The 16,676-nt window shown below is 61.4% G+C and carries 13 protein-coding genes, 2 tRNA genes and 1 other RNA gene; 9 read left to right on the top strand and 7 right to left on the bottom strand.

The annotated features are described in order from the left end of the window. Positions 1-60 precede the first annotated feature (60 nt). Positions 61-424: a transfer-messenger RNA gene (gene ssrA / locus ACYQ3M_RS01220) on the top strand. Positions 425-805: 381 nt separating this feature from the next. On the opposite strand, the gene ACYQ3M_RS01215 is transcribed toward ssrA, so the two are convergent. After that, a tRNA-Lys gene (locus tag ACYQ3M_RS01215) sits at positions 806-878 on the bottom strand. A gap of 10 nt (positions 879-888) precedes the next feature. Further along, positions 889-961 (bottom strand) — tRNA-His (locus tag ACYQ3M_RS01210). Between the two features lie 58 nt (positions 962-1,019). On the opposite strand from ACYQ3M_RS01210, the gene ACYQ3M_RS01205 reads away from it, so the two are divergent. Beyond that, a complete protein-coding gene (locus tag ACYQ3M_RS01205) occupies positions 1,020-2,411 on the top strand; it encodes a hypothetical protein (protein WP_460034218.1) in 1,392 nt (463 codons plus the stop codon). Here ACYQ3M_RS01205 and ACYQ3M_RS01200 read toward each other — a convergent pair. Then, the gene (locus ACYQ3M_RS01200; protein ID WP_460034217.1) at positions 2,402-3,733 is read right to left on the bottom strand and encodes a hypothetical protein; all 1,332 of its coding nucleotides are present in this window, start codon (positions 3,731-3,733) and stop codon (positions 2,402-2,404) included. The two genes, ACYQ3M_RS01205 and ACYQ3M_RS01200, sit on opposite strands and share 10 nt — an antisense overlap. Positions 3,734-3,841: 108 nt before the next feature. Between ACYQ3M_RS01200 and prmB the strand changes: the two genes are divergently transcribed. The 3 genes from prmB to ACYQ3M_RS01185 are packed head-to-tail and all read left to right on the top strand — an operon-like array spanning position 3,842 to position 7,003. Beyond that, the gene (gene prmB, locus ACYQ3M_RS01195; protein ID WP_460034216.1) at positions 3,842-4,756 is read left to right on the top strand and encodes a 50S ribosomal protein L3 N(5)-glutamine methyltransferase; all 915 of its coding nucleotides are present in this window, start codon (positions 3,842-3,844) and stop codon (positions 4,754-4,756) included. 8 nt (positions 4,757-4,764) lie between these two features. Next, positions 4,765-5,862, top strand: a complete 1,098-nt coding sequence (gene aroC, locus ACYQ3M_RS01190) for a chorismate synthase (RefSeq protein WP_460034215.1) — start codon at positions 4,765-4,767, stop codon at positions 5,860-5,862. Between the two features lie 10 nt (positions 5,863-5,872). Then, complete coding sequence (locus tag ACYQ3M_RS01185; protein ID WP_460034214.1) at positions 5,873-7,003, top strand: MFS transporter; 1,131 nt, start codon at positions 5,873-5,875, stop codon at positions 7,001-7,003. Here the strand turns inward: ACYQ3M_RS01185 and nhaD are convergent. Next, positions 6,990-8,339, bottom strand: coding sequence for a sodium:proton antiporter NhaD (gene nhaD, locus ACYQ3M_RS01180; protein WP_460034213.1), 1,350 nt, complete (start codon positions 8,337-8,339; stop codon positions 6,990-6,992). The genes ACYQ3M_RS01185 and nhaD overlap by 14 nt on opposite strands. A gap of 135 nt (positions 8,340-8,474) precedes the next feature. Between nhaD and fabA the strand changes: the two genes are divergently transcribed. From fabA to ACYQ3M_RS01160, 4 genes are read left to right on the top strand one after another with little or no spacing between them, the layout of a single operon-like run. Next, positions 8,475-8,993 carry a 3-hydroxyacyl-[acyl-carrier-protein] dehydratase FabA gene (gene fabA / locus ACYQ3M_RS01175; protein WP_460034212.1) on the top strand — a complete coding sequence of 173 codons (519 nt, stop codon included), beginning with the start codon at positions 8,475-8,477 and terminating at the stop codon, positions 8,991-8,993. 12 nt (positions 8,994-9,005) lie between these two features. Beyond that, positions 9,006-10,223, top strand: coding sequence for a beta-ketoacyl-ACP synthase I (fabB, locus tag ACYQ3M_RS01170; RefSeq protein WP_460034211.1), 1,218 nt, complete (start codon positions 9,006-9,008; stop codon positions 10,221-10,223). Further along, positions 10,223-11,038, top strand: coding sequence for a tRNA 2-thiocytidine(32) synthetase TtcA (ttcA, locus tag ACYQ3M_RS01165; RefSeq protein ID WP_460034210.1), 816 nt, complete (start codon positions 10,223-10,225; stop codon positions 11,036-11,038). Before fabB ends, ttcA begins: the two co-directional genes overlap by 1 nt. Continuing rightward, positions 11,032-11,754 (top strand): SAM hydrolase/SAM-dependent halogenase family protein, encoded by a 723-nt coding sequence (locus ACYQ3M_RS01160; RefSeq protein ID WP_460034209.1) that lies wholly within the window; start codon positions 11,032-11,034, stop codon positions 11,752-11,754. The genes ttcA and ACYQ3M_RS01160 overlap by 7 nt, the downstream gene beginning before the upstream one ends. A gap of 1 nt (position 11,755) precedes the next feature. Here ACYQ3M_RS01160 and ACYQ3M_RS01155 read toward each other — a convergent pair whose 3' ends face one another. From ACYQ3M_RS01155 to ACYQ3M_RS01145, 3 genes are read right to left on the bottom strand one after another with little or no spacing between them, the layout of a single operon-like run. Then, entirely contained in the window at positions 11,756-14,260 is a 2,505-nt protein-coding gene (locus ACYQ3M_RS01155) for a Gldg family protein (RefSeq protein ID WP_460034208.1), read from the bottom strand. Continuing rightward, complete coding sequence (locus tag ACYQ3M_RS01150) at positions 14,260-14,961, bottom strand: ABC transporter ATP-binding protein (RefSeq protein WP_460034207.1); 702 nt, start codon at positions 14,959-14,961, stop codon at positions 14,260-14,262. The genes ACYQ3M_RS01155 and ACYQ3M_RS01150 overlap by 1 nt, the downstream gene beginning before the upstream one ends. Further along, complete coding sequence (locus ACYQ3M_RS01145; protein ID WP_460034206.1) at positions 14,958-16,655, bottom strand: proline--tRNA ligase; 1,698 nt, start codon at positions 16,653-16,655, stop codon at positions 14,958-14,960. The genes ACYQ3M_RS01150 and ACYQ3M_RS01145 overlap by 4 nt, the downstream gene beginning before the upstream one ends. Between the last annotated feature and the right edge of the window lie 21 nt (positions 16,656-16,676).

Raw genomic sequence — 16,676 nt, 5'->3', positions numbered from 1 at the left:
GGTTTGCTATGATATTTGGAACTTTTCTTGAGGCCCTTGGGTCTTTTAGAAGAGCGTTAAGGGGGCGATCTGGTTTCGACGCGGATCGCAAAACCCAAGGAGCATGCCGAGGTGCAGGTACCTCGTAAAACCATCTGCAAACTCAATAGTTGCCAACGACGACAACTACTACGCACTCGCTGCTTAAAACCCAGTCGGGTGCCATCTGACCGGAGCCGTGCTTGTGCGTCCGGGTTTCAGGTGTCATAGCTCACAAGCTCGCGGCAAGGCGCGTCCGGCGCCGACCCGCTAAAACTTAACCGGACTCGCCGTTTGCATCCCTGCCGTTCGGGCGGCAAACGGTTAAAGCGATAGACCGGCTAAGCATGTAGAACCGAGGGCGGAGGATTCGCGGACGGGGGTTCGATTCCCCCCGCCTCCACCAAATACCCCAAGCCCGGAAACTCGCCGGGCTTTTTCATGCTCGCTAGCAAGGCGAGAACTTCCAGCTTCAAAAACGACAGCGGGCTTTAGCAAGTAAAATCTGAGCCTAGGGTGGATGCGCGGCGGCAAGGAACCCGCGTTCCTCCAACCGCTTCCAGTGGTAACCCTGATGCCCCTAGGTCGTGGGCATAGCGTATGCCGCCCTCACCGCTTATCGTGCGCGTTGAGTGCTTTTCTGTTTGACGCACCCGTAGACGAACAAACTGCCGAGTGCTCAACGTCACGCCGCCATGTGGCGGTCAATGACCGGCCGCATTTGCCCACACGGAGCTACGTGGAAAGGAGCTGTTCTAGAACGACCCGCTAAGCCTTTGGTTTAAGATGGGCCATGTAGGATTCGAACCTACGACCTACGGATTAAGAGTCCGCTGCTCTACCAGCTGAGCTAATGGCCCGGGGAGGAGGGGTGGGTGACCGGACTCGAACCGGCGACAACTGGAACCACAATCCAGGGCTCTACCAACTGAGCTACACCCACCGTTTGCAAAAATAAATTATATTTGCTTGGAAGCGAAAAACCAAGCTTTCGATTCTCCATGCCGCCCTTACATTATCTGGATCTGGCCGCAGGCGACGCCAATCGTACTTCGGATGAACCGGACCGGCAGTTTACTGTAGAGGCTCTGTCAATCCCTCAATTGCAGGCTATAGCCGGAGGGTTGGCGGCGCAGCCCGTATCTTCAAAAGCTTGCGCGGTGGCCGAGAAGATAGCCCAAGCGTTGGCGGCCCATCAGCGCGCTCTTCTCGCTCGACCGCCGGTTGGTTTTCCTTTGACGCCGGCGGCGAAAGAGCACGTGCAGGCGTGTGCGGACGCGTGGTGGGCTTTGGGCCAAACTTATGCCCGCTGGGGCTTTGCGCGAGCGCACGAGATAAATTTTTTGGCCCAAGCGATTGCCTGTCTGAGCCAGATCGTGCGCCTTTATGCGGTTTACCATTGTCGGCTGCCCAAAGGATTGTGGTTGGACTTGCACGCTCTGTTTCAACTGACCCAGCAGGCCACGCCTTTTAGAAATCGTGGACTTGGGCAGGCGTGGCGAAAGCGCGTCCATCCCCAAGCGGAATATTTAAGAGCCCAGCTTTTGGCCCTGGCTGACCCTTGCGGTCTGCTTCCGCACGAGGCGATCCTGCTCGATTCCTTGCTGGAAAAATGGGTCACCAAGGTGAAGCTCGCAGACGATGCAGAAGAAGGATGGCGGCTTGACGCAAACGTCGATGCGCCTGCGGTCTGGGGGGGCGCTGGGCGGAGCCGCCTGGATTGGACCGAACTTGCGGCCTTGTTTACCGAGTGCCGAGAATTTGCCGCGCCGCTTGAACGGTTTGCGCCCTGGCCGCAGCCGCTTGAGACGATTCCCTCCGGCCTGCTCGAGCGCTTGGAACGCTCTTGGTTCCATCCTCCGGTGGAGCCTGCAGGGTTGGCGGCGGACGCGGAGCTCGTCGTCGGATTTATCGAGATCTTTGCGCGCCTTAAAGGGGAAGGGAGCCAAGCGATTCGGGTAAGGGTTAGGGACAATCGGGCGGAGATTGGAGAAGCCCCCGCAGGCGGCCTGCAAGTGGGCGATCTGGTGGGCGTGTTTGCGCTAAACGGCGGTGATTTGCTCAGCTTGGCGAGGCTGGCTCGGCTGGAATGGTCAGAAACGGAGCAGGGGCTTTGCGTGTGGCTTGAGGCGATTCCAGGGAAGGGATTTGCCGTGGCTCTGCAACCTTTGGACCGGCTTCGGCAGCCGTGCGCCTACCAGCGGGGATTGTTGCTGGCCGATAAAGACCGGCTGGCGCTGCTGCTTGCCGAGCAGCCGCTGGCGGAGGGGACGGTGGTGCGCCTGCGGCGGGGGGGGAGGTTGTATCCGGTGCGGCTGGACGAACGCCGACACCTTGCCCGTGGGGTTTTACAGTGCCGTTGTGCCAGCGCCGCCGACCTCGTTCAGAAATAGTATTGCAGCTCTACTTGAATGTAATTTTCTTTGCGGAAGAAGAAACCGGCGTCTTTGGGGTCGGTGTTGACAAACCCGCGCATCTCCAGATACAGCTTCCAGTGCTCGCCGATGCGGCGGCTGGCCTCGACGTTGTAAGCGGTGGTGGCGGTGTCGAAGTCGACGATCGCCCCGGCCAGAAGTTCGGTGCTAGAGACGTCGTTCAAAGCCAGCCGCGTACCGACGAAGAGGTCTTTCTCAAACGGGATGAAATTGACCAAAGGCAGCCGGTCTTCCCGGTTATCGTAGAGAAATTCGGCGAGCAAGCCCAAGTCGGCGCCGGTTTCGAACACCCCGCTGAAGGTGTATTCCAAGCCGGCAGTCAGTTGCTGGAAGCTTTTGCCTTGCCCGGCGCGGTGGAAAGCTTCCAGCTTCCACAGCCAGTTGCCGGTCACGCCTTGGATGTCCAATCCCGCTTGGTCGATGAGTTCGTACACTGGAGTGAGCTTGGTCGGCCGAAATTGAGGGTAAAAGCCGATCCGGAACCTAGGCTCGCGGGTGACGCCGCGGAAATACACCAGCCCCACGTCCCAAGGGCCGAAGGTCTTGGCCCAGCGCAGGGCGAAATCGGGATGGGTGGAGTGGGCATTGCCAGGGTGCTCAGCCGAGGCGGTGATCGGCAGCGGCGGGCGCAGCCGGCCGTGTTTGCCCGGAAAGGTGCGCAGCCGCGATACCGGCAGATAAAACAGGCTTAAGTTTCCCAAGAGAGGGTCGGCGTAGTCCAGGCGCAGCATGGGTTGGCCGAGCTTGTCTTCGGTGTCGGAATTTTCGACCAGGTCGGTCTGGTTGATGATGTCGACCGTATGGCGGGATTCGGTCACGCCCCAGAATACCTTGTCGATGCCGGCGTGAAAGGTTAGGGGTCCATGGCGGACGCGGAAGACCAGCTCGCGTAGGTCAAAATGGGTGCGCCTAGGATCGTTTTGGTCGTAGCGCCAAAACGGTTGTAGCCTTAGCTCTTTGTGTCCCTCGTCCCAAGCGTGGCTGAATTCCGGTTGCAGATAGAAAGAGAAGTTGTGGTGGTAGTCCATGCCGCGGTCTTCGCCGCGATCGTGGAAGAAACGGTACTCGAGGCCGCTTTGGCCGCCGATCCGATCCAGCCAGGAGGTTTTAGGCGCGCGGGGCGTTTCCTCCGGCGTAAACAGCGGGGCCTCTTCCGCTGGGGGCGTTGGGGTTTCCTCCTCCGGCTGAAAGAGGGGGCTTTCTTCGGCGAACAATTCCTCGGCGGCCGGGTCGGCTTGCGCGGTCGCAGCGACGAGGCAAAGCAGCAGCAGGCGTTTCATGAGCTTGCCTAAATCCAAGGTTCACCTAAAGCATAGATCGGTTTTTACCGGGCGACGAGATTTGCCCGCGGTTCGGCTATAATGCAATTTTGCTTGCGGAGCCGAGCGATGTCTGATTCTAAGGCCGTTTTGGAGCAACTGCAGACCTTGCGCGATTTTATCCGCTACGGGGCCAGCCGCTTCAACGCCGCCGGCCTGGTCTTTGGCCACGGCACCGACAACGCCCTGGACGAGGCCGCCGCTTTGGTCCTGCACGCGCTGGATTTGCCTAACGATCTGCCGGATTTTTATCTGGAGGCGCGCCTTTTGGAAGAAGAAAAGCAAAAGGTATGGGAAATCCTCGAGCGCCGCATTGCTACCCGCCAACCCGCCGCCTATTTGACCCACAAGGCGTTCTTTTGCGGTTTGGAGTTTTACGTCGACGAGCGGGTGCTGGTGCCGCGCTCGCCTATCGCCGAGCTGATCGAGAGGCGGTTTTCCCCGTGGCTGGACGGCGTAGAAGTCCGGCGGATCTTAGATCTTTGCACCGGCTCCGGCTGCATCGCGATCGCCTGCGCGTACGCTTTCCCCGAAGCGGAGGTGGACGCGGTCGATATCTCCCCGGATGCGCTGGAGGTGGCTGAGGAAAACGTTTTGCGCCATGGGCTCCAGGATCGGGTACGGCTCGTTCAGTCGGACCTATACCAGCACGTTACCCACGACTACCAGCTCATCGTCAGCAACCCTCCTTACGTGAGCGAGGAAGAGTGGGAACGCCTGCCGCCTGAGTATAAGGCCGAACCGCGCATCGGGCTGGCAGGCGGTGCGGAAGGCTTAGACTGCGTGGAGCGCATTCTGCGCGGCGCTTCTAAACATTTGACCCCAGACGGCGTTCTGGTCGTGGAAGTCGGCGCCAGCGCGGAAGCCTTAGGCCGGCGCTATCCTGAAGTGCCCTTCGTGTGGTTGGAGTTCGCCCGCGGCGGCGAAGGGGTGTTCCTGTTGACCGCGGAAGAACTTCAGCGCCATTTTGGTTTTACCACTTAAGAAAGCTTATGGCAGGCAACTCGTTCGGCAAGCTGTTCGTCGTCACCACCTTTGGCGAGAGTCACGGGCCGGCTTTGGGGGCGATCGTGGACGGCTGCCCGCCGGGTTTGGAGTTGAGCGAGGCGGACATCCAGAAAGAACTCGATCGGCGCCGCCCGGGGAAGTCTCGCCACACCACCCAGCGGCGGGAGCCGGATCAGGTGAGAATTTTGTCCGGGGTGTTTGAAGGCAAGACCACCGGAACCCCCATCGGGCTGCTGATCGAGAACGTGGATGCGCGCTCTAAGGATTATGCCGAGATCGCCGACCGCTTCCGCCCCGGACACGCCGATTACGTTTACACCCAAAAGTATGGCCTGCGCGACTTTCGCGGCGGCGGCCGCTCCAGCGCCCGTGAAACCGCCATGCGGGTGGCGGCGGGGGCGATCGCCAAAAAATACCTGCGCGTGCGGTTGGGGGTGGAAATTCGCGGGTATCTGGCTCAGCTCGGCCCCATTCCGCTCGAGTTGGTCTCGTGGGAGGCGGTGGAAGAAAACCCGTTTTTCTGCCCGGATCCGGAGAAGGTACCGCAGCTGGAGCAGTTTATGGACGCGCTGCGCAAGTCGGGCGATTCGGCGGGAGCCAAAGTGACCGTGGTGGCGCGCAACGTCCCGCCGGGTTTGGGTGAGCCGGTCTTCGACCGCCTCGACGCGGCGCTTGCCCACGCGCTGATGAGCATCAACGCGGTCAAGGGCGTGGAGATCGGCGACGGTTTTGGCTGCGTGACCGCCAAGGGGAGCGAGTTTCGCGACGAAATGACCCCCGCCGGGTTCTTGAGCAATCACGCCGGCGGCATCTTAGGCGGCATTTCCTCAGGTCAAGATATTATCGCCCACATCGCCTTAAAGCCCACTTCCAGCCTACGCCTGCCGGCCCGCAGCATCGATATCCACGGCCAACCGGTGGAGGTGATCACCAAAGGGCGCCACGATCCGTGCGTGGGGATCCGTGCCGTGCCTATCGCCGAAGCGATGGTGGCGTTGGTGCTGATGGATCACTATTTGCGCCACCGCGCCCAGAACGGGGACGTCGTTCCACCGCTTGCCCCTATCCCCGCCTCTGTTTGAGCGTTGACCTTTGCCCTACTGGCGTTTGGGAGCGTTTTACTTTTGCTATTTTGCTAGCCTAGGGGCGATTTTGCCTTACTTGGGCTTGTATCTTAAGGCCCAGGGGCTGAGTGCCCAAGAGATCGGCGCGGTGTTGGGACTGCTTGCGGCGACCAAGGTGGTCTCACCGCTTCTGCTTGGGTTTGTGGCCGACCGCTCGGGGCGGCGGGTGGCGTGGGTGCGTCTCGCCTGTTTGTTAGCCGCCGTGTTGTTCTTGCTCGTCTTTAGGGTGTCTGGGTATTTGGGGTGGCTCGCGGTGACTTTGGCTTTTGGGATGCCCTGGAGCGCGGCCCTGTCGCAGTTTGAGGCGATCACTTTGGCCCACCTTGGCGGCGCGAGCGAGCGCTATCCCTGGATCCGGCTGTGGGGGTCGCTCGGCTTCATCGCGGCGGTCGTCGGGCTCGGGATAGGGATCGATCGGTTTGGCATCGAGCCTTTGCCTAAGGTGCTCGCGGCCCTTTTGGGGCTGATCTGGCTTTGCGTGCAGCTTGTGCCGGAGCCGGCGGAGCGTGGGGGCGATCGTTCCCGCTTTACCTCTTGGCGTCACGCGCTTTGGCGGCGCCAGGTCGTCGCTTTTCTGCTGGCGGTGTTTTTGGTCCAGGTCGCGCACGGCCCGTACTATGCGTTTTATTCCATCTATCTGGAAGCCAACGGTTATTCCGGCGCGATCACCGGGATGCTGTGGAGCCTGGGCGTGGTCGCCGAGATCGTTTTGTTTATGGGCTTCCCGTTCCTGCTGCGCGCGGTTTCCTTACGCGCGCTGTGGCTTGGGGCGATGCTCTTGGGAGCGGTGCGGTGGTCGATCATCGCGTTTGGCGCACGGCGGCTCGAGCTTCTGGTTGCCGCCCAGGGGTTGCATGCGGCCACGTTCGCGGTCAACCACGCGGTGGCGATGCAGTTGGTACGGGATTATTTTGGTGCCCGCCATCAGGGCAAGGGACAAGCCCTCTACAGCAGCCTAAGCTTTGGTCTCGGCGGCATGGTGGGAAGTTACTTGGCCGGCGCTTGCTGGGAGAGCGCCGGCGCGCGCTGGGTCTTTGGCGCCGCCGCGGGGATCAGCTTGCTGGCCTTCGGGATCGCCGGTTTGGTCAGGGCGCGTTGAGCCCAAAATGCACCGCGATGCTGGCGAGGTAGCCGGCGACGATGAGCGGCGCCCAGCGCAAATGAAACAGCGAGGTGTAGAACTCCCGCGCCTGGCCGAGCAGGGCCACCCCGGCGGCCGATCCTACCGCGAGCATCGAGCCGCCGACCCCGGCGGTGAGCGTGACCAGCTGCCATTGGTAAACGTCCATCTTCGGTTCCATGTGCAGCACCGCGAGCATCACCGGGACGTTGTCGACCACGGCGGACAGAAAGCCGACCAAAATATTGGCCACAGTGGGTCCCATGCCCTGGTAAAACCAGTGGGAGGCCAAAGTCAAATAGCCCAGATAGCGCAGCCCCCCCACGGCAAACACCACGCCGAAGAAAAACAGCAAGGTGTCCCACTCCACCTCCCGAATCTGGTGGAAGATGTCCATGCTCGACGCGCGGGTGCGGCGTTCGAGCAGATAGGCGTAGAACATCAGGCACGCAAGACCGGTCATCATCCCCAGATAAGCGGGCAGGTCAAACAGCTGTTCGTACAAGATAGCGATCGCGATGGTCAGGAAAAACAGGCCTAAAATCGTCCAGGCGCCCGGTTTGAGCGTGATCGCCTCCTGCTCGGCCAGACGCGAGGTTCCTTTGGGGATGGCAAACTGCAGCCCGAGCGCAGGGACCAGGAAATTGACCACGGCGGGCAAAAACAGCGGGAAAAATTGCAAGGCGCTGAGTCGGTGATCCTGCCAGACCATCAGGCTGGTGATGTCGCCGAACGGGCTGCACGCCCCCCCGGCATTCGCAGCGATTACGGCGAGCAGACAAGAAGCGGCGACAAAGCGCGGATTATCGCGACCGACGGTCAGAACCACCGTACCCACGATCAGGGCGGTGGTGAGGTTATTTACCACTGTGGAAAGGCAAAAAGTCACGCCCCCCATCACCCAAAACAGCTGGCGATAGCCTAAGCGGTGCCGGATGAGCCAGGCGCATAAGGCTTTAAACAGGCGGCGTTCGTCTAGGGCATTGATGAAGGTGGTCGATACCAAAAGGAAGAGGAACAATTCCGCGTATTCCACCAACTCCGAGCGCAAGATCCGGCGGGACTGCTCAGGCGGAATTCCCAACTGACGATCCAATAGAGAAATCCCGATCCAGATAAGGGCGGCGGCGAGCAACATCGGTTTGGACTTGTGCAGGTCGATGACCTCCTCCAGCATGACCGCGAGGTAGGCGGCTGCAAACAGACCCAAGCACACGAGGGCCACAGGATGGCCGGTCAAATCGGCGGGAAGCGTCTGGGCCGCGGCTACGGTGGGTAAACCTAAGCAAATCAAACCCAATAAAGCGTAGGGCATGCTTTATCCTTGCCGTTTGAAACAAATGGCACTCCATTATAGGAATCTTCCGCTTTGGGGCAAACGCGCTCGGCTGCATTATTCATGCGATTGTAAGATAATAATTAATTTATGTTTGGAGGCTGGCGTTGATTCATGCATGAAAAAAAGAACAGTTACACGCGGGAAGATTTGCTGGCGTGCGCGCACGGCAAATTGTTCGGACCGGGGAACGCGAGACTGCCGCTGCCGCCGATGTTGATGTTTGACCGGATCACCTACATCAGCGACCGCGGCGGGCGCTACGGAAAAGGGGAGATCGTCGCTGAGCTCGACCTCAAACCGGACCTGTGGTTTTTTCAATGCCACTTTGAGGGCGATCCGGTCATGCCTGGGTGCCTTGGGTTGGACGCGATGTGGCAGCTTGTAGGGTTTTTCTTGGGCTGGATGCAGGCGCCGGGACGCGGGCGGGCGCTTGGATGCGGCGAGGTCAAATTCCGCGGTCAGGTGCTGCCTAGCCACAAGCAGGTGGTTTATCGAGTCGATTTGAAGCGCGTTATCCTGCGCCAGCTGGTGATGGGTATTGCCGATGCGACGCTGGAGTGCGATGGCAAGACGATTTACGAAGCCAGCGATCTGCGCGTCGGCTTGTTCACCTCGGTCGATGCCTTCTAGGGGAGCAAGGCTATGAGGCGGGTAGTAATTACCGGAATCGGGATCGTTTCCAGCATCGGCAACGACAAAGAAGAAGTCCTCGCTTCCCTGCGCGCGGGCCGAAGCGGCATCCGGTATTCGGAAGAGTACCGGGATTTGGGCCTGCGCAGCCAGGTCTATGGGCCGATCCGGCTCGATCCGGCCGAGCTCATCGACCGCAGGATTTATCGTTTCATGGGGGAAGGGGCGGCGTACAACTACTTGGCCATGCAACAAGCGATCGCCGATGCGGGCTTGAGCGAAGCCGAGGTTTCCAACGAACGGGTGGGAATCGTGATGGGCTCGGGCGGGCCGTCCACCAAAGACATCGTGGAAGCGGCCGATCTGCTGCGCGCCAAAGGTATCAAGAAGGTGGGGCCGTACCGGGTGCCGCGGGTGATGTCCAGCACCCATTCGGCCTGTCTTGCGATTCCGTTTAAGATCAAAGGGGTCAATTATTCGATCAGCTCGGCGTGCTCCACCAGCGCTCACTGCATCGGCCATGGGGTTGAGTTGATCCAAATGGGAAAACAAGACCGAGTGTTCGCCGGCGGCGGCGAGATGGTCGATTGGACCTTGACCATGCATTTCGACGCCATGGGGGCCTTGTCGAGCAAGTACAACGACCGGCCCGAAGTCGCCTCGCGTCCTTTCGATGAAGATCGCGATGGATTTGTGATCTCAGGCGGGGCGGGGGTAGTGGTATTGGAAGCGCTGGAGCTGGCCTTGGCGCGGGGGGCAAAGATCTACGCCGAGGTGGTCGGGTATGGGGCCACTTCCGACGGCTACGACATGGTCCAGCCTTCGGGCGAGGGCGCGGTGCGCTGCATGCGCCAGGCTTTAGCGACGGTGGAAGGCCAAGTAGACTACATCAACGCCCACGGCACCTCCACGCCGGTCGGCGACATCAAAGAATTGGAAGCGATCCGCGAGGTGTTTGGCGAGGACATTCCGCCGATCAGCTCGACCAAGTCTTTGACCGGGCATGCCTTAGGCGGAGCCGGGGTGATGGAGGCGATCTATTGCCTGTTGATGATGGAGCACCGTTTCATCGCCGCTTCGGCCAACATCGAGCGGCTCGATCCGCAAGCCGAGGGTTTTCCCATCGTGCGCGAGCGGATCGATCACGTGGAGTTAAACACCGTGATGTCCAACAGCTTTGGCTTTGGCGGCACCAACGCCAGCCTGGTGCTGAGGCGCTACCCCAACTGATGAGCCACGCGATTAAGCTCAAGACCGAGCGTTACGAATTCAACAAACTCAAAAAGCGCTTGCGCCGCCAGGTGGGGCAGGCGATTGCCGACTACCGCATGATCGAAGACGGCGACCGGGTCATGGTGTGCGTCTCCGGCGGCAAAGATTCTTTGACTCTGCTCGATTTGCTGTTGCAGCTTCAAGCCATCGCTCCGGTGCGCTTTGAGGTGGTGGCGGTCAACCTCGATCAAGGACAACCTGGGTTCCCTAAGGAAGTTCTGCCGCGCTATTTTGACCAGCTTAAAGTGCCTTACCATATTCTCGAGCGCGACACCTACCGCGTGGTCAAGGAGCTCATCCCGGAGGGCAAGACCACCTGCGGCCTGTGCTCCCGATTGCGGCGTGGGATCCTGTACGGTTTTGCCGAGGCGCACGGCTTTACCAAGATCGCCCTAGGCCATCACTTGGACGACATCGTCGAGACGTTTTTTTTGAACCTGTTCTACGGCGGGCGCTTAAAAGCCATGCCGCCTAAGCTCCTGAGCGACGACCAAAAGCACATCCTTATTCGCCCTTTGGCCTATTGCCGCGAGGCCGACATCGCCGAATACGCCAGGCAAAGGGCGTTTCCTATCGTTCCCTGCACGCTGTGCGGCTCGCAGAACCTAAAGCGCCAGGCAGTCAAGCTCATGCTGCGCGAGTGGGAAAAGCGCCATCCCGGCCGCACTCAAACTATTTTCCGCGCCTTGCAGAACGTCTCGCCTTCGCAGCTGGCCGACCTTAAACTGTTTGATTTTGCGGGGCTTGAAGCGCAAAGAGTAACGCCGTGCTAGTCACTTTTACCGATTTTGGCCCCTTTGGGCCGTACCTCGGCGAGATGATCGCGGTGCTCAAGCGGACTGCGCCGGGGGTGGAGGTTATCGATCTCATCAACGACGCCCCAAGCCAGGATCCGGTCCGTAGCGGCTATCTGCTCGCGGCGCTGGCGCGGGCCTGGCCTTCGGGCACGGTCTTTGTATGCGTGGTCGATCCGGGGGTGGGAACGGCGCGTCTGCCGGTGGCGCTGCAGGCCGATGGCAAATGGTTTGTCGGCCCGGACAACGGTTTGCTCAATTCGGTGGCGGTGCAAAGCCGCGGCTGGGAGTGGTACCGCATCGTCTGGCAACCTAAGGAATTGTCGGCCAGCTTCCACGGCCGCGATCTGTTCGCGCCGGTGGCGGCTTGGCTGGCGACCGGTCGGCGCGTAGGGATCCTTGAAGCCTGGCCGGGTCCGGACCTTCGCGCGTGGCCTGCGGAACGCGCCGAAATCATCTATTTCGACGTTTACGGCAACGCCATCACCGGCCTGAAGTTCCAGCCCTCCCTTAAGGGGCGAAGGTTGCGCTGCGGGGGGATCGCTTTGCCTTACGCGCGGACCTTTGGCGAGGCGGCCAAGGGCGAGGCATTTTGGTACGGCAACTCGATGGGGCTGGTCGAGATCGCTGTTAACCAAGGCAGCGCCGCGCGTCAGCTTGGGCTGAGCGTGGGCCAAGCCGTGGATTGGGCGTAACTTATAACCGGCGTCTTGCCAAGGCGCGCAGGCCAAAAGCGGCCGCCCAAACCAACAGCGTCGAAGCGAGCGGGGCGAGCGCGAGGTGAATTAACTTTAGGCGGTTGCCTAGGGCCTCGACTTCCTGATTGTACTGGTACATTAGCTGCCGCAACTCGGCACGCAGGCGCAGGCGCTCCTGGAGCGCGGCCGGGTCTTGACGATCGTGCAGTTTGTGTTCGGCGTCGGCAAGCTGAGCGCGCAAGGCCTCGAGTTTGGCCTGAAAGCGAGTTTCGGCCTGCCGGCGCAGCGCCTCGACGCGGGTGAGGGGGCGAAGATATTGGCCGCGGCCGCGGATCGCTATGAGTTCCGGGTGGCCGGTGAGGTAATCGACAGCGCTCAGCAAAAACGCGCCGTTGTCGCTCAAGGCCTGAAGCTCGCGCTCGCCGTCCGGCCCGGTCTGCGCTTTGACCCACAAGCGATCGGTCAGAAAGTCGCTGTCGCCGACCACGATCAGCCGGCTCAAAGCTTGGGATTGGCGCAGGTGGGAGCCGGAGGCGGCCCCGGGCGGGGGGCCTTCGGCAAACGCCGAAGCAAAGCGCCCTTCGATCCGCGCGGCCAAAGTAAGCGGCCGGCCTTGGGCTTGAAACGCCTCGTTCAGGATGGCCGGATCGAACAAGTAATCCAAAGCCACGGTCGGCATCTCCATGGCCTGATCTGAGGAGCGCGCCAAGGGCACGAAAGCAATGCCCGGGTTTAACGGCCAAAGCGCGCCGGCGGAAGAAAACACCAGCTTATCCAGGCTCGCCAAGATCGCCTCGTCGCTCAGTGCTTCCCGGTCTAGGCTCAATAAACCCAAGTGGCGGGACGGCGGGCGCCCGGCGGCGACGGTGACCGGGGTCGCATAGCGCGCATCGGCGACAAAGCGATCGGTGCGGTGTTCAAAGCCCCAGGCGCGAAACAGGCGATTTAGGTCCGAAGATTTACTCACGTTCGGCGCGACGAAGCGCGGCGGGCCGTCCAGCTCCGCGTACGGGTCGACGAAGATCAACGCCGGGCGGCCGCGCAGCACGAACTGATCGATGGCATACAGACTCGCCTCGGCCAGCGCTTTGGGGTGGATCAGCACCAAGAGCTCGGTGTCCTCAGGGATGGTCTGGAAATCCTTGTCCAGCCAGGTGAGGGAGGCCCCGCGGGCCAGCGCCTCCACGGCCGCCCAGGGCGGCTGCGGCGCTTGGTTCCAAGGATTGATCCCACCGCGCAGCAGCAGGTTGGGTTCGGCGTACAAGGCGATGCGCGGCGGATGGTCGCGGCTCACCTGGGCGATGAGTTCGCTTATGTCGTATTCTAGATAGCGCTCGCGTTCCTGATTAAAGAACGGAATCGCGGCGCGCCTGCCTGAGCTTTCCGCCACCAGCCCGAAGTAGATTTCGGGAACTTCCGGGTGCAAACGCACGCCTTTAAGGCCGCGTTCGGCCGCCCGGTCTTCGGCTTCAGAAAAGGGCTCGACCTCGATGCGCTGCAGGCGGATCCGGCCGCTTGCGGCGTACTCTTTGAGCAGGTCGAAGACCCGGCGCGCGTAAGCGCGGACTGCCGGGAGATCTTTAGCCGCGCGCGCAGAGAAATAAAATTCCAAGCGGACCGGCGGGTTGAGCTTGGCGAGCAGCTGCCGCGTGGCGGGCGAGAGGGTATAGAGTTGGCCTTCGGTCCAATCCAGGTGGAAGTTCGGCAGGGCAGCGGTGGCCTGTGCGCCTAGCAGGCTGGCCAGGGCAGCCCAAAGCAGGCGCGGGCGCCTAAAGCTGCGGGCGCGGTCGATGAGGTAGGCGCAGGCCAAAAGCCACGCGGCGATCGTCAAGGCGAAGAATCCCAAATCGCGCAGCGCCACCGTCCCTCGCGCCAGAGAATAAAAATGCGCGGGGAAGCTCAAAGCCGCCACCTGATCGATTAGGCCTGCAGGCGCCCAGGGCAGGAACATCGCCAATACGGCCGGCGTGCCGGCGGCGGTTAAAATGAAGCCGACCGCGGCGGTGACCACAAAGGCAATGGTTTGGCTCGTCGTGGCCGCCGAAATCGCCTCGCCCACGGCAAGATAAGCCCCTGCCATCAGCCAGCTGCCAAGATAAGCCGCGGCGATGGCGCCGTTGTCGGGATCGCCCAGCCAATTGACGGTAACCCATAAAGGGAAAGTGAGCGCCAGCGCCAAGCCCACGAACCCCCACGCCGCCAGGAATTTGGCGATCACGGTTTCTCCCAAGCTCACCGGTAAAGTGATAAGCAGTTCCTGCGTCCCCAAACGGCGCTCCTCGGCCCACAGGCGCATGGCGACGGCCGGCGCGAAGAACAAATACAGCCAGGGGTGGTAGTCGAAGAACGGAGCCAGATCGGCCTGGCCGCGCTCGTAGAAGCCGCCGACGAAGAAGGTCAGGATCCCGCACAGGACCTGAAACACAAACAGAAACACGTACGCCAAAGGGGTGGCGAAATACGCCGCCAATTCGCGCCGGCAGAGAATCCAGAGCGTCCGCATCAGGCCGTGCCCTGGACTTGAAAAAACAACGGCTTAAGCCCCCCAGCAGGAATCTCGGCAAGCAAGGCTTGTTTGCGGATCCGGCCTTGCGCCAAAATCACCACCCGGTCGCAGATCGCTTCCACCTCCTCCAGCAAGTGCGTGGAGAGCAAGATCGCGCAGTGTCCTTGGGATTTGAGCAGATTGAGGACCTGAGCGCGCTGGATGGGGTCAAGGCCGTCGGTGGGCTCGTCTAAAATCAGGGCGGGAGGACGGTGAAGGAGCGCCTGGGCGAGAGCGACGCGCCGCTTAAAACCTTTGGACAGGCGCTCGATGGGAAGGTCGAGGACGGCGCCGAGCTCAAGCTGCTCCACGACCTCGCAGAGCGCCGAACGCTTTGCTTCGCCACGCAGACCACGCACTTTAGCGATGAAGTCGAGAAACTCACAGCAGCGCATCTCGCCGTACAAAGGCGCGCCTTCGGGCAGATACCCGAAGTGACGTTTGGCAAGGCGCGGCGCGCGTTGCACGCTGTAGCCGCAGATCTGCGCCTGCCCACCGTCTGGGCGCAAAAACCCGGTGATCATGCGCAAGGTAGTGGTCTTGCCGGCGCCGTTGGGGCCTAAAAAGCCCAGGATTTCTCCCGGACGCACGCACAACGAGACGCCCTCGACGATCGGCGTGGCGCCAAGGCGCTTGGTCAAGCCTTCGGCCTGGATCATCGCTTGAGTACGTTCAAGATTTCCCCGCGGGGAATTTCCACGGCGTGCGCCTCGCGGCGGTGCCGGTATTCGACCCGGCCGGCGGCGAGCAGGCGTTCGGACAAAACCACCCGGTGGGGAATGCCGATCAGCTCCATGTCGGCAAAGCTCACCCCCGCGCGGACCGGGCGGTCGTCGAACAGGACCTCAAAACCGGCCTGGGTGAGCTCCTGATAAAGGGCTTCGGCGGCTTCCCTAAGGCGCGCTGACTGGTGCATCTGGATCGGCACCAGCGCGACCTGGAACGGGGCGATCGCCTCTGGCCAGATAATGCCGCGTTCGTCGTGGTTTTGCTCGATGGCGGCGGCGACCACGCGCGTGATGCCGATGCCGTAGCAGCCCATGACCAAGAACTCCTCGCGCCCGTTTTCATCCAGGATGGTGGCGCCCAAGGCCTCGGAGTATTTGGTGCCGAGCTGGAAGATGTGGCCGACCTCGATGCCGCGGCGGATTTTCAGCGTGCCTTGGCCGTCGGGGCTTTTGTCGCCTTCGACCACGTAGCGCAGGTCCGCCGTCTCCGGCACCGGCAGATCGCGCTCCCAGTTGACTCCCTGATAGTGCTTGCCGTCTTGGTTGGCGCCGCAGACAAAATCGGCCACCACCGCCGCGCTGCGGTCGCACAATATCGGGATGTCCAGACCCAGCGGCCCCAAAGACCCCGGGCCGCAGCCGATCGCCGCGCGGATCTCGGCCTCAGAGGCAAATTCCAGCGGGGCTTTGAGCTTTGGATGTTTGGCGGCCTTGATCGGGTTGAGTTGGTGGTCGCCGCGCAGCACCAAAGCGACCAACTCGCCTTCTTTACCCTTGACGATCAAGGTCTTGAGCACGCGCTCAGGTTCTACTTTGAGGAAGCGGCTGACCTCCTCGACGGTGTGCTGGCCGGGGGTATCCACCAGCGCCAGAGGAGCCGATGGAGGCGGGCGCCGGTCGACGGGAGGCAAGGCTTCCGCCAGCTCCACGTTGGCGGCGTAGTCGCTCGCCGTGGAGAAGGCGATGGCGTCCTCGCCAGTGTCGGCCAGGACGTGGAATTCGTGGGAAAGGTTGCCGCCGATGGCGCCCGTATCGGCGAGCACGGCGCGAAACTCCAGCCCTAAGCGGGTGAAAATCCGACTGTAGGCGGCGTGCATAGCCTGGTAAGTCTGCGCCAGCGACTCGAAGTCGCGATGGAAAGAATAGGCGTCCTTCATGATAAACTCGCGCGCGCGCATCACGCCAAAACGCGGGCGAATTTCGTCGCGGAATTTGGTCTGAATCTGGTAGAAATTGACCGGCAGCTGTTTGTAGCTTTTAATCTCTGTGCGCACCAGATCGGTGATGATCTCTTCGTGGGTGGGGCCTAGGCAAAACTCTCGCTCGTGGCGGTCTTTGAGGCGGATCAACTCCGGCCCGTATTGCTCGAGGCGCCCCGACTCGCGCCACAATTCGGCTGGCTGCAGCGCCGGCATCAAAAGTTCCAAAGCGCCGGCGCGGTCCATTTCCTCGCGCACGATGCGTTCGACCTTTCGCAGCACCCTCAAGCCCAGCGGCAGCCAGGTGTACAGGCCAGAAGCCAGTTTGCGGATGAGGCCTGCGCGCAGCATCAAGCGGTGGCTGACGATCTCGGCCTCGGTGGGGGTTTCTTTGAGCGTGTGCAAAGGAAATTGACTGGTGCGCATTACGCCGTTTGCCTCTTGCTA

The organism is Methylothermus subterraneus (assembly GCF_054656915.1).
The sequence above is the reverse complement of the archived record's forward strand: the minus strand, read 5'-3'. Positions and strand labels throughout refer to the sequence as shown.

Excerpts from the sequence above, each read along its gene's own strand:
- ACYQ3M_RS01205 (WP_460034218.1), top strand. The coding sequence starts at position 1,020 with ATGCCGCCCTTACATTATCTGGATCTGGCCGCAGGCGACGCCAATCGT.
- ACYQ3M_RS01200 (WP_460034217.1), bottom strand. The coding sequence starts at position 3,733 with ATGAAACGCCTGCTGCTGCTTTGCCTCGTCGCTGCGACCGCGCAAGCC.
- prmB (WP_460034216.1), top strand. The coding sequence starts at position 3,842 with ATGTCTGATTCTAAGGCCGTTTTGGAGCAACTGCAGACCTTGCGCGAT.
- aroC (WP_460034215.1), top strand. The coding sequence starts at position 4,765 with ATGGCAGGCAACTCGTTCGGCAAGCTGTTCGTCGTCACCACCTTTGGC.
- nhaD (WP_460034213.1), bottom strand. The coding sequence starts at position 8,339 with ATGCCCTACGCTTTATTGGGTTTGATTTGCTTAGGTTTACCCACCGTA.
- fabA (WP_460034212.1), top strand. The coding sequence starts at position 8,475 with ATGCATGAAAAAAAGAACAGTTACACGCGGGAAGATTTGCTGGCGTGC.
- fabB (WP_460034211.1), top strand. The coding sequence starts at position 9,006 with ATGAGGCGGGTAGTAATTACCGGAATCGGGATCGTTTCCAGCATCGGC.
- ttcA (WP_460034210.1), top strand. The coding sequence starts at position 10,223 with ATGAGCCACGCGATTAAGCTCAAGACCGAGCGTTACGAATTCAACAAA.
- ACYQ3M_RS01155 (WP_460034208.1), bottom strand. The coding sequence starts at position 14,260 with ATGCGGACGCTCTGGATTCTCTGCCGGCGCGAATTGGCGGCGTATTTC.
- ACYQ3M_RS01150 (WP_460034207.1), bottom strand. The coding sequence starts at position 14,961 with ATGATCCAGGCCGAAGGCTTGACCAAGCGCCTTGGCGCCACGCCGATC.
- ACYQ3M_RS01145 (WP_460034206.1), bottom strand. The coding sequence starts at position 16,655 with ATGCGCACCAGTCAATTTCCTTTGCACACGCTCAAAGAAACCCCCACC.